Consider the following 21,024-nt stretch of genomic DNA (forward strand, 5'->3'; position numbering starts at 1 on the left):
CCCGGGTGGTCCCAATGAACAACGTTACCGTCCTTGATCACCCGTTGATCCAGCACAAGCTCACCATCATGCGCAACAAGGAGACCTCGATTGCCGGTTTCCGGCGCCTGCTGCGCGAGATCGCACACCTGATGTGCTATGAAGTCACCCGCGACTTGCAGCTTGAGATGATCCCGATCGAGACGCCGATGGCCTCGATGGAAAGCCCCGCCATCAAGGGCAAGAAGCTGGTGTTCGCTTCGATCCTGCGCGCCGGCAATGGCCTGCTCGATGGCATGCTCGACCTGGTTCCCGCCGCACGCGTCGCCCATATCGGGCTCTATCGCGACCACGAGACGCTGGAGCCGGTCGAATATTATTTCAAGGCCCCCGCCGATCTGGCCAACCGCCTGATCATCGTCGTCGATCCCATGCTGGCTACCGGCAATTCGGCGACGGCCGCGATTGAAAAGCTCAAGGAGCGCGGCGCTAACGACATCCGCTTCCTGTGCCTGCTGGCCGCGCCCGAAGGCATCAAGCACTTCAGCGAAGCCCAGCCCGACGTGCCGATCTACACCGCCGCCATCGACAGCCATCTCAACGAGAAGGGCTACATCATCCCCGGTCTCGGCGATGCCGGCGACCGCATGTACGGCACCAAGTAAGAGACACGTCCATGGCCAAGCCTGTCCACTCGATGATCCGCGTCATCGATGAAGCCCGCTCTGTCGACTACTACCGCACCGCCTTCGGGCTCGAGGTGGTCGACCGCATCGCATTCCCCGATTTCACCCTCGTCTATATGGCCGAGGCCGAAGGCGGGTTCGAACTGGAACTGACCATCAATGCCAGCCGCACCGAGCCCTACAATATCGGCGACGGCTACGGTCACCTGGCTGTCGTTGTGGACGATATCGACGCCGAATATGCGCGCTTCGGCGCGGCGGGCCTGACCGTCGGCAAGTTGGTGGATTTCAAGAATGGCGACGTGCAGGTGGCGCGCTTCTTCTTTGCCACCGATCCCGATGGCTACAAGATCGAAGTCATCCAGAAGGGCGGCCGCTTCCGCTAGGCCCCAAAAGCAAAAACCCCGGATCGCTCCGGGGTTTACTTTTTCCTACTTCGCCTTGAGCGGTAGGCCCAGGCCGATCAGCTCCTGGCGCAGCATCACCGGATCCTTGAAGTGGATGCCGTGCATGCCGAACTTGCGGGCCGATACGATATTGGACTCGCTGTCGTCGATGAACACGCAGCTTTCCGGCGCCAGGCCGTAGCGCTCGCAGAACACGCGATAGAGGCGCGGATCGGGCTTCACCAGGCCTTCGAGGCCCGACACGATCACGCCGTCGAACTTTTCGAGGAACGGCCATTCGGGCAGGCAGCTGACCCACTTCTCCCACGAGAAGTTGGTGATCGCGAAGGTCGGGATGTCCTGCTCGATCAGCTCGTTGTGGATGTCGATCGTGCCCTGGATGAAGGGGCCCAGGGTTTCCTTCCAGCGCAGGTCGAAGGCCTGGATTTCGCGCCAGTATTTGGGGAAACGCGTGATCAGCTTGGCGACGCCTTCCGAGTAGATCTCGCCGGCGTCAAATTCGAGGTTCCAGTCGAGCGTGCAGATATTGTCGTGGAACCACTGCGCGTCCTCCTCGGTCTCGAAGAGCTTGCGAAACAGGTACATCGGGTTCCAGTCGACGAATACGCCGCCAAGGTCAAAAACGGGAACTAGAGTATCGTCCATCAGGGGTACCGCCGGGCCAGAATATAGATGCCCGGCTTGTGCCATGGGGCACCGCAGGGCGCAAGCCGCGCGCCTACTTCACCACGATGGGCTTGCCGAACCGGGGCATGAAGAAGTTCTCGCGCTTCAGATCGATCGGCTTGGCATAAACGAAGCCGTAGAGCGGCAGGTAGGACGAGCTGGCCTCCGACACGATGACGGTCTTGCCCTTGGCGATGGTGGCCATCTGCGGGGGCAGGGGAAAGGTAGAGTCCTTGCGGTGCTTGGTGCCAACGGCGTAGCTGGCCTTGGTGTAATCAAACTCGTAGGACCACACCACGGTCGCCGTCTTGCCATCGGCAGAGACCGAGACTTGCGTCACCGTCTGTCGCAGCTTGTCGGTGGGGTAGGGGGTCATGATCCCGCCAGCCGCGCGGAAATAGTCCAGCAGGTCCCCAGACGTAACGGATGCGTCGGCGCGCGAGACCAGGTCGCCCAGCGTGCCGGCGATCGACTGCACCCGCCGGTCCATCGAGATCAGGGCACTCGCCTCCACCGATCCGATATAGACGAACAGCATGACCGGCAAAATCAGCGCGAACTCGACCGCTGCGATACCGTCTTCGCGGAGGCCGAACCGCGCGATCTTGCCGCGCAGCCTTTGCCAGAGCGCCCTCATGAGAAGGGCTCGTTGCGGAACACGGCTGCGGCCCCCAGCAGGCGGTTGCCGTCAGGCAGGGTGGCAAGCGAGAAGATGGCGAAGTTCAGCACTACGGGCCATTTGTAGTGAACCTGAACGCTGATCGTGCTGGAGCCCTTGCCCGGCACGAACACTTCCGGGCGGGTCCACTTGCAGTCTTTCTTGCATGCCGGGTCGATCGGCGGCTCATAGGACAGAGAGGTGAAATTGCCGATTTCCCGAACCTCGACATGCAGGCCGTTGCAGTCGGGGAAGAGCCCATAGAGACGGTCGCAGACCATCGTCTTGAAGCCAGCGGCGGTGACACTCGACTGCTGCACCTGACCGGTGCGAATTTGGCGGCTCGCGTCATTGACCGCGCTTTCCAGCACGTGGCCGGACAGGAAGACCAGCGAGGTCTCGAGAATTGCACCCAGGATCGAAAAGAAGGGCAGTGCCAGCAGCCCGAATTCCACGGCGGTCACGCCGCGCTCGTCGCGCACGAAATCCCGCCGCCTCCTGGGCAGCAGCAGATGTCTCATCAGCAAGGCAATGCGTCCGGCCATGATCCGCGCTCGATTATCGCGCCCGAGAATGTCCCGGGCACGGCTAACCGATAGTTAGGATGAGGCCCTTGCGACCGCCTCGCTGTGATGACGGTTAACGAGCGGTGAATGCTCAGTTGGCGAGTTGCTGGACCAACTGGGACGAGGCGATGGCTTGCGACGAATAGTTGGTATCGTCGCCCATCATGACGACCGATTGGCATACGGGCGCACAGGCAAGGCTGGTCCGGGCCTGGCCCTGGAACACCGTCACCACGCCGGCCTGCATCTGCACCACTTCGATCATGGTGTCGGCAATCGGATTGCCCGCAGCATCGAGCACGATCAGGTTGGTCTGTCCGAAGCTCTTGCCGGTGAGGATCAGCGTCTGGGGATCCTGGATGGTGACGTCAGCAATGCCAGGATTGCCGATGATCACCGTGGCTGCCGCCGCATTGATGCGCAGCACGCGCGCCATGTTGACGTTGACGTTGATCGGCGCGCCATCATTGGCAAGGGCCGGAGCCGGGGTAAGGCTCGACGCCAGCGACAGACTGATGGCAAAGACAGCGGCAAGCATGGGGCGCATGAACATGTTCCGGCGGTACTGGTACTCGAAGCCACATTTTCCGCTGGAATGGTTTATATTTGGCAAACGCCCGTGGATGCTGCTTTGACTGTCAAAGATGGGGGTATTCCCTTGTTTGCCCAGTATTGTAGTGAAGATCGGGGGGGGCATGTGTTATTGAGCGAAGTAACTGGATCGTATTGGGAAATATACCGCGCGGATGATGGGGTTCGTAAAATGCCATCGAGCGTATTAACGTCCTGATTATCATGAGGAAAAGCGCTCGCCTGTTACTTCAGGTGCGGCGCCCGATTAACGCAATTTCAAGATGTCCTCTCTAGCTTTCGAGCTTGTTCGACGTGTGACGTGTCGAACGATGAACGTCATGCAATGACGTAAAAATGGAGCCTGGGAATGAACATTTTCGCACGCTTCGCGCAGGACGAGTCCGGCGCGACCGCAATTGAATACGGCCTGATCGCCGCTCTGATCTCCGTCGCCATCATCGGCGCAGTTACCCTGCTCGGCGGCCAGCTCGGCGACACCTTCAACGGTATCACCAATGCTCTGAAGCCGAAGCCCGCTGCTGGCGGCTAATTAGCTTGAACGAATTGGAAGGGGCCCTTGGGCCTCTTCTTTTTTCATCGGCTGCGCCGATGCGGAGGGCGAGTTGAGAATTTGCCAAGCGTTCATCGCGCTCTGCCGCGACGAGAGTGGTGCGACCGCCATTGAATATGCGATGATCGCCTCACTGATATCCGTCGCCATATTGACCGCCGTTTTGGGTGTCAACGGTGGCATGCATCGCATGTTTGATGACATTTACACCAAAATCACCGCGGCCCTGACCGGCGCGGGCGACGCCTGATTTCCTTGCATCCGATCTTCGCACTCCTTTAAGGCCCTTGCTGCAGACTAAGCCTGCACTCGCCTGGAGCTAGATCATGTCCACCATCGCCCTGCTGTTCTTTCCGTTTGCCATGGCTCTGGCGGCGTCGTCCGACCTGTTGACGATGCGGATTTCCAACAAGCTGGTGCTGGCACTGACCGTCGGCTTCTTTGTCGTCGCGTTGGCCACCAACCTTCCCCTCCAGCAATTCGCCATGCACGTAACCTGCGCGCTTGTCGTGCTGGCGGTGGCCTTTGCCATGTTCGCACTGCGCTGGATCGGCGGTGGTGACGCCAAGCTTGCTGCCGCGACAACCCTCTGGCTGGGCTTCGGGCTTACCTTGCCCTACTTGGCCTATGCGGCCTTGCTCGGCGGTGTGCTGACGCTGGCCATCCTGGCTCTGCGCAATCTCCCCTTGACCCCGTTCCTCGCCCGCTATCGCTGGCTCGAGCGCCTGCATGACAAGAAGTCGGGCGTGCCCTATGGGATCGCCCTGGCCATTGCTGGCTTGCTGACCTATTCCAACTCGGTAATCTACGAGCGTCTTGTCGCCTGATCGATAGTGGCAAGTAGAGCGAGGCGTATTGCCAGTATTGGTGTCAATCTGGTCTTGATGGCTGTTGGGCTGCTGTACTGATTTCCAAGTTTACGCATTGTTAACCGACTTCGAAAAGCTCCGGTTAACCAAACTTTGACCCTTTGGGTTCACACTCCTCCCGGTGGAATTGGGTCCAATGCGGCCCGCGTACAACCGGAGTGAGTCATGAAGCCGGCGCGTATCATCTTGTTGGCTGCGGCGCTTGTCGCTGGTGGTCTTGCCGCTTTCCTGGTGACCCGAGGCGCGCCCGCTCCCCAGCAGGTGGTGACGACGGAAGTCGTCCAGGAAGCCAAGACCCAGATCCTGGTGGTCAGGGCCCCCGTAGGGATCGGCGAACGGCTGAGCGCTGAGAATCTGGAGTGGCAGGACTGGCCTGAAGGTGCGGTTCGCTCCGAATATGTGACCATTTCCGCCATGCCTGACGCCCCCGCCGAATTGACCGGCGCTGTGGCGCGCTTTGAGTTCTTCCCCGGCGAGCCGATCCGCGAGGCCAAGCTGGTGCGGGCCGATCAGGGCTACCTGTCGGCCGTGCTCGGCGAGGGCATGCGCGGAGTTTCGGTTGGCGTGACCGCGGTGTCCAGCGCCGGCGGCTTTGTCATCCCCAACGACCATGTCGATGTGGTGCTGACCACTCAGACCCCGGCGGGCCAGAATTCCGAGGCTATTCTTACCAATGTCCGGGTGCTCGCCATCGGCAAGCGGCTCGGCGAAATGGGCGCTAGCGGCGGCCAGGAAAACCCGTCTTCGCCCACGACGACGCCGGTGACCTTTGATAGCTCAACAATTGCCACGCTCGAGCTCACGCCGTCGCAGGCGGAACTGCTCATCAACGCCTCGACGCGCGGCCAGCTCTCGCTGACGCTGCGCTCGGTGGTTGATTTCAAGAAGGGCGTGGCCTCGGACTCGCCGAACTCGAACCAGACTGTCCGGCTGATCCGTTTCGGCCGCGAGCAGTCGGTCATCGCCGGTAACCCCGCGATCGTGGGACAGGCCGGCCTCGTCGATCCCGCCTATTACCCCGAGACGTCCAGCGAGAACGCTGCGCCTTTCGAACCTCAGCTGGCGCCCCAATAGGGTGGAGATGATCATGATCGCACTGCTCACCACGCTCCGCCGCCGCGCCGCAGGCCTGTTCGCCAGCCCGGTCATTGCCATCGGGTTGCTGGCCGCAGTGCCTGGTCCGGCGCTTGTCGCTCAGGAAAGCCACGTCACAATCAGTGCAGCCGCCTATGGCGCGACGCGCAAGGTCGAGGTCGAGCTCAACAAGACCACGCTGATCGATCTGCCAGCGGGCGCAGCCGAAGTGATCGTGTCCCAGCCCGGTGTTGCCGCAGCCATCATGCGGACCCGCACGCGGGCGATCGTGCAGGGCATCTCGGGCGGCAATACCAATATCTTCTTCCTCGACGATCAGGGCCGCACCATCGCTGTGCTCGACGTCAAAGTGATCGAGCAGCCTTCCCAGGTCGGCAATGCGCTGCAGAGCGCCCTGGCGCGCGTCATTCCGGGCTCCCGCATTCAGGTTGAGTCCGTCATCCTGGGTGACACCAACCGTGTCGTGCTCACCGGCAGCGTCCTGTCCAGCGACGACCGTGATCGCGCCACGGCCGTGGCAGTGCAGTTCGCCGGTTCGCCGGAAAACGTCGCCAACATCATCGATGTGGCCGGCGCCCAGCAGGTCATGCTGCAGGTCACCGTGTCCGAGGTGAAGCGTGACGTGGCCAAGCAGCTGGGCATCAATCTCGGCGCGGTCTTCAATGTCGGCACCACCAACCTGCTGAAGTTCGCCAACGGCCTGCTCACGGACGCCTTCCCGCTGACGGGTCTCGACGTTGGCTTCAGCGGCGGCGGCAATAGCGTGAGCGCCGCCATTCGGGCCCTTGAGGGCAGGGGCGCATTGCGGGTCCTCGCGCAGCCAACGCTGACCGCCATTTCCGGCGAGTCTGCCAAGTTCCTGGCGGGCGGCGAATTGCCCTACTACACCTATGATGAGAACGATAACGGGACCCGTACCCGCACCGTTCTGTTCAAGCCCTATGGTGTCGAACTCGGCTTCACCCCGGTGGTCAAGTCCAACGGCAACATCGCGCTCAAGGTCGAAACGTCGGTTTCCGAACCGCAGGCAGACTTCTCGATCACCAAGCGCGAAGCCAATACCTCGGTCGAACTGCCCAGCGGCACCACTTTGGCCATTGGTGGGCTGCTCGAAGAGAAGTCCAAGCAGCAGATCAACCAGTTCCCCTGGTTGGGTGACATCCCGATCCTGGGCGCCCTGTTCCGCTCGCGTGAGTTCCAGACCGAGCAGACCGAACTGGTCATCCTGGTCACCCCCTACCTGGTTGGGCCCAGCCCCGCCAATTCGATCCCGGTTCCCACCGATCGCTCCACCATCGCCAGCGATGCGGAGTCGATTTTCCTCGGCCGCATGGAGAACCTCTACGGTGTTGGTCGCAGCGGCGAAATGCGCGGTGGTTTCAGCGGGTCGGTCGGCTTCGTCCTCGATTGAGGCCGGGCGTCAAGGAGAATGGTTATGAGTTTCCTGTCATCTGAACCCAAGCGGGCCGAAGAGCCGGCCGCCGAGATCGCCCCGGGCGCGCGCCTTATTCCGCGCATCACCATCCAGGCCTTCTGCGAGCATTCCCAGACGGCCCAGCTGGTGGAAAGCGCGATCCACGACCGGCGCATGTCCAAGGTTGCCCTGACCACCCACAATGGCGGGATCGACGGCGCAGTCGAGACCTACAAGGCGAACCCGACGCCCAACCTCATCATCGTCGAGACGACGCTCCCGCCCGAGGAAATTTCCCACGCGCTTGGCCGCCTGGCGGAAGTGTGCGACGCCTCCACACGGGTCGTCGTGCTCGGCCATGTCAACGACGTGCTGCTCTATCGCGAGCTGATCCGCTCGGGCATTTCCGAATATATCGTGCTGCCGGCCACGGCCCAGCAGATCGTCACCGCCATTACCGACCTGTTCGCCGCCGAAAACGCCGCGCCCATCGGCCGGACGGTGGGGTTCGTTTCGGCCAAAGGTGGCGCCGGCGGGTCGACCGTCGCGCACAACGTCTCCTGGGCCATCGCCACGAGCCTGCGCCAGGATAGCCTGATCCTCGATATGGACCTGGCCTTTGGCACCGCCGGGCTCAATTTCAATCAGGATCCGCCGCATGGCCTGGCCGATGCCCTGAGCGCCAACCAGAAGGTCGACCAGACCATGCTGGATCGCCTGATGAGCAAGGCCGCCAACCACATCAGCCTGCTGACCGCGCCGGTCACGCTCGATCGCACCTTCGATTTCGAAGAGCGCGAATTCGAGCAGATCCTCGAGCTGTGCCAGAACACCATGCCTGTCGTGGTGCTCGACATTCCGCATGCCTGGAACGCCTGGATACGCCACACGCTGGCAACCGTGGACGAGGTGGTCATCGTGGCCGAGCCCGATCTGGCCAGCCTGCGCAATGCCAAGAACCTCGCCGACACGATCCGGGCACTGCGCCCGACCGAAAAGGCGCCGTGCCTGGTACTCAACAAGGTGGGCATGCCGCGCCGCCCCGAGATCAGCTCCAGCGAGTTCGCAAGTTCGGTCGATTGCCCGCTGGTGGGCCATATTCCATTTGACGCAGCTCTGTTCGGCACGGCGGCCAACAATGGCCAGATGATCGCGGAGATCGCGGCCAACAACAAAATCAACGACGTCTACAACGCCATCGGCATGCATGTGATGGGGCGGCAGGCGACGCATGCCGGGGGCAAGTCATCGAGCCTCATGCGCCTGCCCTCGTTCCTCAAGAAGCGGGCGTGAGGGCCACGGCTCACTAGAACGGTAGGACGACAATGTTTGGCAAGCGTACAAGTTTTGGCGGCAATACACCGGGCGTCGGCGAAGTCGCGCGTCCGATTCCCAGCGCCGCGCCGCGTGCCGAAGTGTCCCCACCGCGCCGCCCCAGCGATAGCGAGGCAACGTCCGCCCGCGTGCGCAACGAGGACGTGGTTGATGTGCGCGCGCCCATCGATGCGGCGCGCGACAAGGAGTATTTCCACACCAAGTCGGCCATCTTCAACGCGCTGATCGACTCGATCGATCTCAGCCAGCTTGCGACCATGGACCAGGACGCGGCGCGCGAGGAAATTCGCGACATCGTCGCCGAGATCATCGCGCTCAAGTCCATCATCATGTCCATTTCCGAGCAGGAAGACCTGCTTGAGGACATCTGCAACGACGTGCTGGGCTACGGTCCGCTCGAGCCGCTGCTGGCGCGCGACGACATCGCTGACATCATGGTCAACGGCTCCCAGCGTTGCTACATCGAAGTCGCCGGCAAGGTGCGCCTGACCAATGTGCGCTTCCGTGACGATGCGCATCTGATGAACGTCTGCCAGCGCATCGTGAGCCAGGTCGGCCGCCGGGTCGACGAATCCAGCCCCATCTGCGACGCGCGCCTGCCTGATGGTTCGCGCGTGAACGTCATTGCCCCGCCGCTGGCCATCGACGGCGCCGCGCTGACCATTCGTAAGTTCAAGAAGGACAAGCTGACCCTTCAGCAGCTGGTCAAATACAATTCCATTTCGCCCGAAGGCGCCGAAGTGCTGCGCATTCTGGGCCGTGTGCGCGCCAACGTGCTGATCTCGGGGGGTACCGGTTCGGGCAAGACCACCCTGCTCAATTGCCTCACCGCGTTCATCGAGAAGGACGAGCGCGTCATCACCTGCGAAGACTCGGCCGAATTGCAGCTGCAGCAGCCGCACGTGGTGCGCCTTGAAACCCGTCCGCCGAACCTCGAAGGCGAGGGCGAGATCACCATGCGTGATCTCATCAAGAACTGCCTGCGTATGCGCCCCGAACGCATCATCGTCGGCGAAGTGCGTGGCCCCGAGAGCTTCGACCTGCTCCAGGCCATGAATACCGGTCACGACGGCTCGATGGGCACGCTGCACGCCAACAGCCCTCGCGAAGCGCTCAGCCGCCTTGAATCCATGATCACCATGGGCGGCTATAGCCTGCCCAGCCGCACCATCCGCGAGATGATCACCTCGTCGATCGACGTCATCGTGCAGGCCGCTCGTCTGCGCGACGGCTCGCGACGCATCACCCACATCACCGAAATCCTGGGCATGGAAGGCGATGTCATCGTCACCCAGGACATCTTCCTCTACGACATTCTCGGGGAAGACGCGGGTGGCATGCTCATCGGACGCCATCGCTCCACCGGCATAACCAAGCCGCAGTTTTCCGAGCGCGCCCGCTATTTCAATGAGGAAGCCAACCTCGTCGAGGCGCTCGAAAAGTCCAATACTGAACAGCGCGATCTGTTGGATTCGTGATGAACACCATCCTGCTTGTCATCCTGACCATGTTTGCCGTCGGCGCCGCCGGCTTGGCGCTGGTGCCCAACGCGTTGGGCAGTGGCCGGGCCGACAAGCGCCGCAAGGCCCTGCAGGGTGACATCCGCTCCAACCGCCTGGAAACCAATGCCGCGCGCACGCGCGATGATCGCCGCAAGACAGTGCAGCAGGCGCTGAAGTCGCAAACGGACGCGCTCAACGCCAAAAAGCGCATTCGCCTGTCGCAATTGCTGTTCCAGGCGGGCATGACGATCAAGGCGCCCCAGTTCATCCGCAACAGCATCATTTTCGGAATCGGCGTGTTCGTGCTGCTTGTGTTGGTGCAGGTGCCGATCTACCTCGCGCCGGTTTTTGCAGTGGCGGCCGCCTATCTGCTGCCGCGCATGTACGTCAACAACAAGCGCAAGAAGTACCAGAGCCTGTTTCTCGACGAACTGCCCAACGCGGTGGAAGCCATTGTGCGCGGCGTCAAGACCGGTCTGCCGCTCAACGATTCCATGCGGGTCGTCGCCAAGGACGCCAAGGAGCCCGTGAAATCCGAATTCGGCCGGGTGCTCGACCAGCAGTCCTTCGGCATGTCGATGACCGAGGCCGTCACCGTGCTGCTTGATCGCGTGCCGTTGCCCGAGGTCAATTTTTTCGTCGTCGTCATCACCGTGCAGCAGCAGGCCGGCGGCAATCTCAGCGAGGCGCTGGGGAACCTCGCCAAGGTGCTGCGCAACCGCAAGAAGATGAAGCAGAAGATCAAGGCCATGTCGTCCGAAGCCAAGGCTTCGGCGGGTATCATCGGCTCGCTCCCCTTTGTGGTCGGCACGCTGGTCAGCCTGGTCTCGCCAGCCTATCTGGCGCCGCTTTTCACCACCCTGATCGGCAATATCTGGCTCGGCGTCGGCTTTATCATGCTGTCGGCGGGCATTTTCGTCATGAACCGCATGATCCAGTTCGAATACTGAGCGGGGACAGGGGAGCGTCGGCATGAACATCATCGAAATGTTGACCCAGCGGGAATTCCTGATTTCGGTTCTCGCCGCCATTTCCGCAGCTGCCGTGGTGTTCACCTTCGGCTCCAGCTTCATCGTCCGCTCGGAGATGAAGGACCGTATCCGGCGCGTCGCCCTCGAACGCGAGAAGATGCGCGCCGAAGAAATGGCTCGCCTGCGCGGCGTCGGCAACTCGACGGTGGCGCGCGGCATCCGGCGCAATGGCGAAACCAAGACCTACATGAAGAATGTGGTGGAGCGCTTCGACCTCAAGAAGGCGTTTCAGGACGATGCCACCGTCGACAAGCTGGCCATGGCCGGCTATCGCGGGCAGGGGCACCTGACCACCTTCCTGTTCATGCGCTTCGTCACGCCGTTCATCGTCTTCGCGGTGGTGGGGATGTACACGATCATCCTGGCGCCCGGCGACCGGCCCCTCTACCTCAATTTCGTTTATGCCATCGGCGCGGCCATAGTGGGTGTCTATCTGCCCAACGTTCTGCTCAAGAACACCACGACCAAGCGGCAGGCTTCGATCAAGAAAGCCTGGCCCGACTGCCTCGACCTGCTGCTGCTCTGCGTTGAAGCCGGCATGTCCATGGAACACGCCTTCAAGCGCGTCGCGCGCGAAATCGGCGCCCAGAGCGTCGAGCTCGCCGAGGAACTGACGCTGACCACGGCCGAACTGGCCTTTCTCGAAGATCGCGGCCGCGCCTACGAAAACCTCGGCCGCCGCACCGGGCTCGATGGCGTCAAGTCGGTGATGACCGCCCTGATCCAGGCCGACCGCTACGGCACCTCGGTGGGTCAGGCGCTGCGCGTGATGGCGGAAGAAGGCCGTGAAATGCGGATGATGGACGCCGAGAAAAAGGCCGCCTCGCTGCCGCCCAAGCTCACCGTGCCGTTGATCCTGTTCTTCCTGCCGGTGCTGTTCATCGTCATCATGGCCCCCGCCATGATCAAGGTCTTCAGCGGGCCCGTAGCCGGCGGCTAGCGCACACCCGCGCGTCACCGCGCAGGCGGGCATCCCCTACTTTTGCGAAAAGGAAGTCGCCTAGCTCTTGGCGATGACGTCCCAGCGGTTCTGCTGGGTCAGCAGGGCCCGCACGTAAGCCATGTTGCTTTCGACCTGTTCGGGGGGCAGTTCGGCGGCGTAGATGGCCCGGCTTTCCTCGAACCGCCCCTGCAGGCCCACGATCAGCGCCAGGTTCTGGCGGATCCGGCTGTTGGCGCCGCGCATCTGCACCGCACGGCGCAAATGCTGCTCGGCGGCCGGCAATTCGTTGGTCATTGCATAGGACAGGCCCAGATTGGCCGCGATCGAGGCTTCGCCCGGCGCATAGACTTCGGCCTGGGTATAGAGCACGCGCGCTTCCTGGTTGCGGCCGATCTGATCGAGCGTGGCGCCCTTGACCAGCAGTGCATTCCAGTCCGGCGCTTCGGGGCGGATCACATTGTCCAGCACCTGCAGCGACTGCTCGAACCGGCCATCGGCGGTCAGCGCCTTGGCATAGGCGACGGAAATGTCCACGTCGCCCGGATATTGGCTCATGCTGATTTCGAGGACCGCAATCGCCTGCTTGCTCTGCCCCACGGCGCGCAGGGCCGCGGCATAGTGGATGGCGACGGCCTTATCCTTGGGGTTGGACTTGTAGCGGGCGGTCAGATCGCCCAGCGTCTGCTGGCTCTGGCCCGCCGGCATGCCCGAATAATCGGTGCTTGCCCCGATGCTTCCCCGGTTCGATGCGCAGGCACTGATCGCCACCACAGCCACACCGGCAAGCAACAATGTGCGCAGGGGTCTATAAAGGCTGTCCAGCGACGTCACGGGTGAACTCCTCGGTCCAGTCGGTACCGTGCCCCTTCAATAAATCATTAACCCTAACAGCCCGTTAAGGCGCCATTTCCGGTCGTTGCCGCCGGGCCCGCGCCTCGCTACAACCAAGGCAAATATCGAGCGGAGTTTCCCATGGCCGAGGCTGGCAGCATTCCCCTGATCTGCGTTGAAGAAGGCGGTCTTGATGCCGCTTCGCTGAGCGCCACGCATCTGGCCTGGGCCAGCGCCAATGGCTTTGCCGGCCAGCGCGGGCGCCTGCTGCCGCTGCCAGGTGCCGATGGCGCAGTCATGGGTTACCTCTTCGGCATGGGCGCCAAAGGGGATCGTCCGGCCCTCGTCATCGGTCTCGCCGGTGCGGCGCTCGGCGCTGGCACTTATGCGCTGCAGGGCGCCTTCGGCGATGCCACAATGGCGGCCATCGGTTTCCGCCTTGGCGCCTATCGCTTCGACCGCTACCGCGATGGCAAGCCTGCACCGCAGCTGGTCATGCCGACAGAGGCCGATGCCGGTGAAGTCGAGCGGCAGGTCGAGGCGGCAACCCTGGCCCGCGACCTTATCAATACCCCGCCCAATGATCTGGGCCCCGATGCGCTTGAAGCCGAAATCCGCGCCTTTGCCGCGGCGCGCAACATGGCCATCACGGTCACCACGGGCGATGACCTCGCGGCCAATTTCCCGATGATCCACGCCGTCGGTCGCGGCAGCGCCGAAGCGCCTCGCCTGGTCGATCTGAGTTGGGGCAATCCGGCCGATCCCAAGGTGACGCTGGTGGGCAAGGGCGTCACCTTCGATACCGGCGGCCTCGATATCAAGCCGGCCAGCGGCATGCTGCTGATGAAAAAGGATATGGGCGGCGCGGCCAACGTACTGGGCCTGGCTCATGCCATCGTCGCCGCCAAGCTGCGGGTGCGCCTGCGCGTGCTCGTGCCGATTGTCGAGAATGCTATTTCCGGCAGCGCCTTCCGCCCCAGCGATATCCTCAAATCCCGCAAGGGCCTGACGGTCGAAATCGGCAATACCGATGCCGAGGGGCGGCTGATCCTTGCTGATGCCCTGGCGCTGGCCGATGAGGAAAGCCCGGAAATCCTCATCGACATGGCAACCCTCACTGGGGCGGCCCGCACGGCGCTCGGCCCTGAGCTGCCGCCGCTCTACAGCACCGACGATGCCCTGGCGCGCGCCCTGATGCAGGCAGGCGCCGCCAGCGACGATCCGCTGTGGCAGATGCCGCTCTGGTCGCCCTATGACGCGATGATGAATTCCAAGGTCGCCGACGTAAACAATGCCAGCAGCAGCGCCTTTGCGGGTTCGGTTACCGCCGCCCTGTTCCTGCGCCGCTTCGTCAGCAATGCTGCCGCCTGGGTGCATCTCGATATCTATGGCTGGGCCCCCGAGGCACGCGCCGGCCGCTCGCAGGGCGGCACCGATCAGGGCATTCGCGCCGTCTATGGCGTCCTGAAGCAGCGTTACGAATAGTTGACTTTGACAACTAAGTGGTTGATTGTGTCAACAATCAACCACTGGAGCCTGCCATGTCCTTGCGCGCCAACGACATTGCCCAGATTCGTGCCTTCAATCGCTTCTACACCAAGATAATCGGACTGCTCGAAGAGGGCATGCACCAGAGCCCGCATAGCCTGGCCGAGGCCCGCGTCATCTACGAACTGGGCAAGCGCGGCAGCGCCAGCGCGTCGGTCATTGCCGGGGGCCTCGATATGGACCGCGGCCAGATGAGCCGACTGGTGCTGCGGCTGGTCGATCAGGGCGTGGTGGCCGTGCTGCCGCAGGCCGGTGACAAGCGCTCGTCTCCGCTGGCGCTCACGCCTCAGGGCGACGAAGTCTATCGCCGCTTCAACGCCGCGAGTGACGCGGCCGCCGCCGACAGCCTGCTCGAGCCGCTGGACGAGTTCGGGCGGCGCGATCTGGTTGGCGCCATGCGCCGCATCCTGTCGCTGCTCGGTGAGCCCGGCGACGATCCGCTGGTTCTGAGGCCAAGCCGGATCGGCGAGATCGGCTGGCTCATCCATCGCCAGGCCCTGCTCTACAATCTCGAACAGGGCTGGAACGGCGAGTTCGAAACCCTGATCACCACCATCTATGCCGAGTTCGAGGCCGCGCCGGCCAGCCCGGGCAAGGCGTTATGGGTTGCCGAGCAGGGCGGGGAGGTTGCCGGATCGGTCTTCATCCTGCCCGCCGTCGGGGAGGAGCAGGGCACGGCGCAATTGCGCATGCTCTATGTCGAGCCGGCATTCCGGGGGCAGGGGCTGGGCAAGCGCCTCGTCGATGAGGCCGTCCGCTTCTCGCGTGACGCCGGCTATCGCCGCATCATCCTGTGGACGCAGGATTGCCTGACCTCCGCGCGCCGCATCTATCAGGCCGCGGGATTCCAGCTGGTGCGCGAAGAGCGGCACCACTCCTTTGGCGCCGATCTCAATGGTCAGTACTGGGCCTTGGAGCTGTAGCCGCCGCGCCTATTGCGGAATGAATTCCTCGGGCACGACCTGCTCGACCACGCTGACCACTTCCTGCACTTCGGCGCCGTTCTTGGGGAACAGCAGCGGCGCCATGGCAAATCCGACCACCACCAGCGCCAGCATGGCCCAGCCCGCCAGGGCTTTGTGCTTCTCGATGAAGGCGCTTGCCGCCGGGCCGAAGAAATAGAACAGGCCGCACGGCACGAAATAGCGCAGTCCGCGCCCGATCAGGCCGTAGAAGATGAAGGTGAACAGGTCCAGCCCCGCCACGCCGCTGGTGATGGTGATCACCTTGTAGGGGATGGGCGAGATGGCGCCGATGATGATCATCAGCGGGCCGTTCTCGTTGAAGCTCTGGGTCAGCGAGGCAAAGCCGTCGCCTGCGCCGTAGAAGTCGATGATGGCGCGCCCGATGGTGTCGAACAGGTAATAGCCGATCGCATAGCCGGCCAGCCCGCCAACCACCGAGGATACCGTGCAGATCGCGGCCAGCCGCCAGGCGCGGCGGCGATCCGCCACGATCATCGGGGCCAGCATGATCTCGGGAAAGATCGGCAGGATCATCGCTTCAAGGAAGCACAGCAGAGCCAATATGGGTTCAGCCAGCCTGTGCTGGGTCGCCTGCTTCAGCCGGTCATAAAATTTCGGCTTGGCGGTGTTAGCTGTGCTGTCGGTCATGCGGCCCCGGGCGCTTCTTGTGTTCCGTGACACCATCAAATGGCGTCACGGTTAACACATTACATAGTCTGGCTCGCCCCGGAATAACGATCGCGTCAGTATCCCCGGTTGCGATCTACAACGTTGATCAGTGGCTTACCCGCTTCATATGACCGGATGATCTCGGAAAAGTACCGCACGCCGGACGTTTCATTGGAGATCGCCGCTACATGGGGCGTGATATAGCAGTTCTCGATATCCCAGAGCGGGCTGGTCTGGGGCAGGGGCTCGACTTCGAATACGTCGAGGCTCGCCGCCCCCAGCGTGCCATCGGCCAGCGCCCGCACGATATCGGCCTCGCGCTGATGCCCGCCCCGCGCCGCGTTGACGATCACCGGCCCGCCATTGAGCTTGCCGCGGCGCAGCTTGCCGAAGGTCTCATAGTTGAGAATGCCGGCGGTTTCGGCCGTCAGCGGCAGCAGGTTGACCAGGATATCGGTGCCGGCGAGGAAAGCGTCGAGCGTTTCGTTGCCGACAAAGCTCTCCACCCCCTCGATGGATTTCGGGCTGCGGCTCCAGCTGCGCAGGGTAAAGCCCAGCGGCAGCAGGCGCCGCGCCGCGTCCTGCCCGAGCACGCCCATGCCCATGATGCCCACCGAGGTTTCTCCGGCTGAGGGCGGATAGAACTGGCTCCAGCGCTTGGCCTTCTGGTCGGCGCGGAAGCGCGTATAGAGCCGGTGATGCATCGACACATGGGCAACCACATAGTCGCTCATGCGCTGGCTGAGATCTTCGTCGACATAGCGCACGATCGGCACGTCGGGCAGGTGCGGATGCTTCATCAGGGCATCGACGCCCGCGCCCAGCGACAGCACCGCCTTGAGCCCGGTCAGCCCGTCGAACGCGTTCGCCTTGGGCTTCCACACATAGACATAGCGGATATCGGCGGGGTCATAATCGTCGCCGCGCTGCACGACGGGATAGGGCGCCAGCGCCGCGCGCAGCTTCTGGGCCCAGCTGTTTTCGTTCATGTCGGTCAGATGCAGCAGCAGCAACGGAATTCTCCTCAAGAAAAAAGCCGCGCCTTTGCCGGGCGCGGCTTATGTTCATTTTCGCGTCTGGCGCGATTATTCGGCTGCGGGGAACGGTACCGGCGAAGCAGACAGCGTCTGCAGGTAAGCCAGGATGTCAGCGCGTTCCTCGGCGGTCTTGATACCCGCGAAGGCCATCTTCGTGCCCGGAGCATAGTCGCTCGGCTTGGTCAGGAAGTGATCGAGGTTTTCGTAGGTCCAGGTGTCGCCAGCGGCATTATGGGCCTTCATCGCGTCCGAGTAGCTGAAATCGGAAACCGAACCTTCAGCACGGCCAACGACGTCATAAAGATGCGGACCCGACTTGTTGGGCTCGCCCTCGCCGAAATTGTGGCAGGCCTGGCACTTCTTGACGGCAGCAGCGCCGCGCTCCGGGTTGGCGGCGGCCAGCAGAACGCCGATCGACACGGCCGGCTCAGCAGCAGCGACTTCGGTGGTGGCGCCGGTTGCCGGAGCAGGTTCGGGCAGATCGTAGCCCGGCCCCTTGCCCTCGACGGGGTGATAAACGGCCTCGGCAACTAAGCCTACGCCCATGATGAACAACAACGTGCCCAGCACGGCGCCCATGATCTTGTTTAGCTCGAACGAATTCATTTGGTCTCTCTGCCGGTCCATCCCCTGAGGACGTTAGCCGAACCCGTCGCAACTTGCGATATCCCAAGCGGAAAATCACGTTGGGCGGGGGGCTCGACGCGCGCGGAAGATAGTACCTAGGCTTGACTGGTGCAACCATCCAAAGCCGACCTGCGACATTTCCCCACCACTTGCGCGCCCTGAACGCTTGTCGCGCTCGAATTGACTCCGGCTGCGCCCGGGTTCAAAAGCCATGCGCCCACCATGAACGGACCTCACAAATGACCAGAAAGATCGCTTTCCAGGGCGAGCCCGGCGCCTTCAGCCATGCCGCCGCCACCAATGTATTTCCCGGCGAGGAAGCGATTGGCTGCGTCACCTTTGAGGAGACCATTGCGGCCGTGCAGTCCGGCCGCGCCGATTTTGCCGTCGTTCCGGTCGAAAATTCGCTCTATGGCCGCATCACCGATATTCACCACCTGCTGCCCGAAAGCGGTCTCTTCATCATCGGCGAGACCTTCCTGCGCGTCGAAATGAACCTGCTGGGCGTGCCCGGCGCGACGCTGGAAGACGTCAAGGCCGTGCAGTCGCTCTCGGTGGCCCTCGGCCAGTGCCGCAAATTCATCACGGATAACGGCTTCCGCACCATCAATGCCGTCGATACCGCCGGCTCGGCCCGCGAAATCGCGCAAAAGGGCGACAAGTCGGTTGCCGCCATTGCGTCGCGCTTTGCCGCCGAGATCTACGGCCTCAACGTGCTGGCCTCCAATATCGAGGATGCCGACCACAATACGACCCGGTTCCTCGTGCTGTCGCGCGACAAGCAGGAAGCCGCTGCCGGTAATGGCAAGGTCAAGACCACCTTTGTCTTCCGCGTGCGCAACGTGCCCGCCGCGCTCTACAAGGCCATGGGCGGCTTTGCCACCAATGGCGTCAACATGACCAAGCTGGAAAGCTACATGGTCGGCGGCGCCTTCACCGCCACCCAGTTCTACGCCGATATCGAGGGCCATCCCTCCGACACCAGCGTGAAACTGGCTTTCGAAGAACTCGGCTTCTTCACCGACCACTTCCGCATCCTGGGCGTCTACCCGGCCTCCGAGGCGAACTAGGCCTCTGGCAGGACGCCTGCCTCACCACCGCCGCTGCCCACGGACTAGATCCGTGGGCCCCTCGTAGATTGTGCTGCATTGAAAATGGTCCGCGGGCAGAGCCTGCGTGTTGGGGGAGGCTCAATCCCCCCGCAAAACCTCATCGATCTCGGGCAGGTCATAGAACTTGCGCACGATGTCCCAGCCCGCTTCGGCGCTGTCGACCACGTTGAACAGCTTGGTGTCCTCGGGCGCGATGGTGCCCGCTTCGGCCAGCGCTTCGAAATTGATGACCTTGCCCCAGAAGTCCGCGCCGAACAGCAGCAGCGGCACCTTTTCCATGCGCCCGGTCTGGATCAGCGTCAGCGCCTCGAAGAACTCGTCCATCGTGCCGAAGCCGCCGGGGAAAATCGCCACGGCCTTGGCGCGCATCAGGAAGTGGATCTTGCGCGTCGCGAAATAGTGGAAGTTGAAGCTGAGCTCAGGCGTCACATACAGGTTGGGCGCCTGCTCGTGCGGCAGCACGATGTTGAGCCCGATCGAGGGCGCACCGACATCGGCGGCGCCGCGATTGCCCGCTTCCATCACGCCGGGGCCGCCGCCCGTCACCACCACGAAATCCTTGTAGTCGAGGGTCTTGGAGGTGAACGAGGCCAGCTGGGCAAAGCGCCGAGCTTCCTCGTAATAGACCGAGGCGCGCTCGAGATTGCGCTTCTGGGTTTCGTTCTTGGCCGCCCAGGCCGGCTGGCCCGGCGCGGGAATGCGCGCGCCGCCAAACAGCACGACCGTCGAGTTGATGCCGCGCTCGCGCAGCCGGAATTCGGGCTTGAGGTATTCGAGCTGAAAGCGGACGCCGCGCGTATCTTCCGACGTCATGAACTCGTCGTCGGCAAAGGCCAGGCGGAAGGCCGCCGACTGGGTCTGCGGAGTCTGGGGCGCCCGTTTGGACGCGGCGACGTCCTCAACCGAAGTGCGCAGTGAAGTGGGACGACGTCTGGCCATGCCGGCTTCTCCTTCAAGTCGGACCGGCGCATTGCCTTGATTCCGAAACCCTCCATAGGGCATATCCACCACGGGGCAGCCGAGCAAGGGCAGGGCGCTTGAACCAGTTCACGAGTTTGGAAGCGCGCATCGATGCTGCGGCCCATGCGGTGCTGGCGCGTCTGCCGCGCGGGCGCTTTGCCGATGGTCTCGTCGAGTTTCTGGTCTTTGGCCTCAAGCAAGCCTGGGCGTGCCTGTTCGGCGGGCTGATGCTGGCCATGATCCTCGTCACCCGGCTGTGGTGGCCCGAAATCGGGCTTGCCCGCTACGACTTCTGGTTCCTCGCCGCCCTTTTCATCCAGATCGGCATGCTGGCTTTCAAGCTCGAAACGCTGAGCGAAGCCAAGGTGATCCTCATCTTCCACATTGTCGGCACCGGTATGGAGCTGTTCAAGACGGCGGCAGGGTCATGGATCTACCCCGAAGAGGCGCTGTTCCGCATTGGCGGCGTGCCGCTGTTTTCCGGCTTCATGTATGCCTGCGTCGGCTCCTACATGGCGCGCATCCAGCGCATTTTCGATATCCGTTTCGCGCACTATCCGCCGGTCTGGGCCACGGCGCTGCTGGCCTTGGCCATCTACGTCAATTTCTTCAGCCACCATTTCATCTACGATTTCCGCTGGCTGCTGTTTGCAGCGGTGATCGTGCTCTATTGGCGCAGCTCCATGCATTATCGCGTGTTCCGCTTCCGCCATCGCATGCCCATGCTGCTGGCCTTCCTGCTGGTCGCGCTGTTCATCTGGATCGCCGAGAATATCGGCACCTGGTCGCGCGCCTGGATCTACCCCAACCAGGCCGATGGCTGGGCCATGGTCAGTTGGAGCAAGCTGGGCTCGTGGTATCTGCTGATGCTGATTTCGGTGGTGCTGGTGACGCTGGTCCATCCACCCAAACCCTATGACAACGCTGACCCCGCAGCTTGACCTTGCGACATATGTAACAATATAGGTTACGTGAGTTGA

24 protein-coding genes are annotated in these 21,024 nt (G+C 62.7%); 15 read left to right on the forward strand and 9 right to left on the reverse strand.

Features of this window, described 5'->3' with window-relative positions; translation table 11 throughout:
- Nucleotides 1-14: 14 nt before the first annotated feature.
- Nucleotides 15-644, forward strand: coding sequence for a uracil phosphoribosyltransferase (upp, locus tag ACZ5WT_RS08900; RefSeq protein WP_464287009.1), 630 nt, complete (start codon nt 15-17; stop codon nt 642-644).
- Between the two features lie 11 nt (nt 645-655).
- Nucleotides 656-1,051 carry a VOC family protein gene (locus tag ACZ5WT_RS08905; RefSeq protein WP_464287010.1) on the forward strand — a complete coding sequence of 132 codons (396 nt, stop codon included), beginning with the start codon at nt 656-658 and terminating at the stop codon, nt 1,049-1,051.
- 45 nt (nt 1,052-1,096) lie between these two features.
- On the opposite strand, the gene ACZ5WT_RS08910 is transcribed toward ACZ5WT_RS08905, so the two are convergent.
- The 4 genes from ACZ5WT_RS08910 to ACZ5WT_RS08925 form a co-directional block, all read right to left on the reverse strand.
- Nucleotides 1,097-1,717, reverse strand: a complete 621-nt coding sequence (locus tag ACZ5WT_RS08910; protein WP_464287011.1) for an HAD family hydrolase — start codon at nt 1,715-1,717, stop codon at nt 1,097-1,099.
- A 73-nt stretch (nt 1,718-1,790) separates the two neighbouring features.
- A complete protein-coding gene (locus ACZ5WT_RS08915) occupies nt 1,791-2,375 on the reverse strand; it encodes a TadE/TadG family type IV pilus assembly protein (protein ID WP_464287012.1) in 585 nt (194 codons plus the stop codon).
- The gene (locus tag ACZ5WT_RS08920) at nt 2,372-2,941 is read right to left on the reverse strand and encodes a TadE/TadG family type IV pilus assembly protein (RefSeq protein WP_464287013.1); all 570 of its coding nucleotides are present in this window, start codon (nt 2,939-2,941) and stop codon (nt 2,372-2,374) included. The genes ACZ5WT_RS08915 and ACZ5WT_RS08920 overlap by 4 nt, the downstream gene beginning before the upstream one ends.
- 112 nt (nt 2,942-3,053) lie before the next feature.
- Nucleotides 3,054-3,509: a pilus assembly protein N-terminal domain-containing protein gene (locus tag ACZ5WT_RS08925; protein WP_464287014.1), complete on the reverse strand. Its 456-nt coding sequence runs from the start codon at nt 3,507-3,509 to the stop codon at nt 3,054-3,056.
- Between the two features lie 393 nt (nt 3,510-3,902).
- Between ACZ5WT_RS08925 and ACZ5WT_RS08930 the strand changes: the two genes are divergently transcribed.
- From ACZ5WT_RS08930 to ACZ5WT_RS08970, 9 genes are all read left to right on the forward strand, one after another.
- Complete coding sequence (locus ACZ5WT_RS08930) at nt 3,903-4,085, forward strand: Flp family type IVb pilin (RefSeq protein ID WP_464287015.1); 183 nt, start codon at nt 3,903-3,905, stop codon at nt 4,083-4,085.
- A 73-nt stretch (nt 4,086-4,158) separates the two neighbouring features.
- Complete coding sequence (locus tag ACZ5WT_RS08935) at nt 4,159-4,356, forward strand: Flp family type IVb pilin (protein WP_464287016.1); 198 nt, start codon at nt 4,159-4,161, stop codon at nt 4,354-4,356.
- Between the two features lie 76 nt (nt 4,357-4,432).
- Entirely contained in the window at nt 4,433-4,933 is a 501-nt protein-coding gene (locus tag ACZ5WT_RS08940; protein ID WP_464287017.1) for an A24 family peptidase, read from the forward strand.
- A 207-nt stretch (nt 4,934-5,140) separates the two neighbouring features.
- Complete coding sequence (cpaB, locus tag ACZ5WT_RS08945) at nt 5,141-6,049, forward strand: Flp pilus assembly protein CpaB (protein WP_464287018.1); 909 nt, start codon at nt 5,141-5,143, stop codon at nt 6,047-6,049.
- 13 nt (nt 6,050-6,062) lie between these two features.
- Nucleotides 6,063-7,481, forward strand: a complete 1,419-nt coding sequence (locus tag ACZ5WT_RS08950) for a type II and III secretion system protein family protein (protein ID WP_464287019.1) — start codon at nt 6,063-6,065, stop codon at nt 7,479-7,481.
- A 24-nt stretch (nt 7,482-7,505) separates the two neighbouring features.
- Nucleotides 7,506-8,777 carry an AAA family ATPase gene (locus tag ACZ5WT_RS08955; RefSeq protein WP_464287020.1) on the forward strand — a complete coding sequence of 424 codons (1,272 nt, stop codon included), beginning with the start codon at nt 7,506-7,508 and terminating at the stop codon, nt 8,775-8,777.
- A 32-nt stretch (nt 8,778-8,809) separates the two neighbouring features.
- Complete coding sequence (locus ACZ5WT_RS08960; RefSeq protein WP_464287021.1) at nt 8,810-10,297, forward strand: CpaF family protein; 1,488 nt, start codon at nt 8,810-8,812, stop codon at nt 10,295-10,297.
- Nucleotides 10,297-11,271, forward strand: a complete 975-nt coding sequence (locus ACZ5WT_RS08965; protein WP_464287022.1) for a type II secretion system F family protein — start codon at nt 10,297-10,299, stop codon at nt 11,269-11,271. Before ACZ5WT_RS08960 ends, ACZ5WT_RS08965 begins: the two co-directional genes overlap by 1 nt.
- A 22-nt stretch (nt 11,272-11,293) precedes the next feature.
- Complete coding sequence (locus ACZ5WT_RS08970) at nt 11,294-12,292, forward strand: type II secretion system F family protein (RefSeq protein WP_464287023.1); 999 nt, start codon at nt 11,294-11,296, stop codon at nt 12,290-12,292.
- Between the two features lie 60 nt (nt 12,293-12,352).
- Here ACZ5WT_RS08970 and ACZ5WT_RS08975 read toward each other — a convergent pair whose 3' ends face one another.
- A complete protein-coding gene (locus tag ACZ5WT_RS08975; RefSeq protein ID WP_464287024.1) occupies nt 12,353-13,126 on the reverse strand; it encodes a tetratricopeptide repeat protein in 774 nt (257 codons plus the stop codon).
- A gap of 141 nt (nt 13,127-13,267) precedes the next feature.
- Between ACZ5WT_RS08975 and ACZ5WT_RS08980 the strand changes: the two genes are divergently transcribed.
- Nucleotides 13,268-14,611 (forward strand): leucyl aminopeptidase family protein, encoded by a 1,344-nt coding sequence (locus ACZ5WT_RS08980; protein ID WP_464287025.1) that lies wholly within the window; start codon nt 13,268-13,270, stop codon nt 14,609-14,611.
- A 56-nt stretch (nt 14,612-14,667) separates the two neighbouring features.
- Nucleotides 14,668-15,597: a bifunctional helix-turn-helix transcriptional regulator/GNAT family N-acetyltransferase gene (locus ACZ5WT_RS08985; protein ID WP_464287026.1), complete on the forward strand. Its 930-nt coding sequence runs from the start codon at nt 14,668-14,670 to the stop codon at nt 15,595-15,597.
- Nucleotides 15,598-15,606: 9 nt separating this feature from the next.
- On the opposite strand, the gene ACZ5WT_RS08990 is transcribed toward ACZ5WT_RS08985, so the two are convergent.
- The 3 genes from ACZ5WT_RS08990 to ACZ5WT_RS09000 all read right to left on the reverse strand — a co-directional run bounded on the left by ACZ5WT_RS08990 (nt 15,607) and on the right by ACZ5WT_RS09000 (nt 17,951).
- Entirely contained in the window at nt 15,607-16,287 is a 681-nt protein-coding gene (locus tag ACZ5WT_RS08990; RefSeq protein ID WP_464287027.1) for a YqaA family protein, read from the reverse strand.
- 95 nt (nt 16,288-16,382) lie between these two features.
- On the reverse strand, nt 16,383-17,321 hold the full coding sequence (locus ACZ5WT_RS08995; RefSeq protein WP_464287028.1) for a 2-hydroxyacid dehydrogenase: 939 nt from the start codon (nt 17,319-17,321) through the stop codon (nt 16,383-16,385).
- 72 nt (nt 17,322-17,393) lie between these two features.
- Nucleotides 17,394-17,951, reverse strand: coding sequence for a c-type cytochrome (locus ACZ5WT_RS09000; protein ID WP_464287029.1), 558 nt, complete (start codon nt 17,949-17,951; stop codon nt 17,394-17,396).
- Between the two features lie 260 nt (nt 17,952-18,211).
- Here ACZ5WT_RS09000 and ACZ5WT_RS09005 point away from each other — a divergent pair, with 260 nt between their 5' ends.
- Entirely contained in the window at nt 18,212-19,042 is an 831-nt protein-coding gene (locus ACZ5WT_RS09005; protein ID WP_464287030.1) for a prephenate dehydratase, read from the forward strand.
- Between the two features lie 120 nt (nt 19,043-19,162).
- Here ACZ5WT_RS09005 and ACZ5WT_RS09010 read toward each other — a convergent pair whose 3' ends face one another.
- Nucleotides 19,163-20,023 carry an LOG family protein gene (locus tag ACZ5WT_RS09010; protein WP_464287031.1) on the reverse strand — a complete coding sequence of 287 codons (861 nt, stop codon included), beginning with the start codon at nt 20,021-20,023 and terminating at the stop codon, nt 19,163-19,165.
- Between the two features lie 98 nt (nt 20,024-20,121).
- On the opposite strand from ACZ5WT_RS09010, the gene ACZ5WT_RS09015 reads away from it, so the two are divergent.
- Nucleotides 20,122-20,985: a DUF817 domain-containing protein gene (locus tag ACZ5WT_RS09015; RefSeq protein WP_464287032.1), complete on the forward strand. Its 864-nt coding sequence runs from the start codon at nt 20,122-20,124 to the stop codon at nt 20,983-20,985.
- Nucleotides 20,986-21,024: the final 39 nt, after the last annotated feature.

This window comes from Devosia sp. T2-14 (assembly GCF_055397495.1).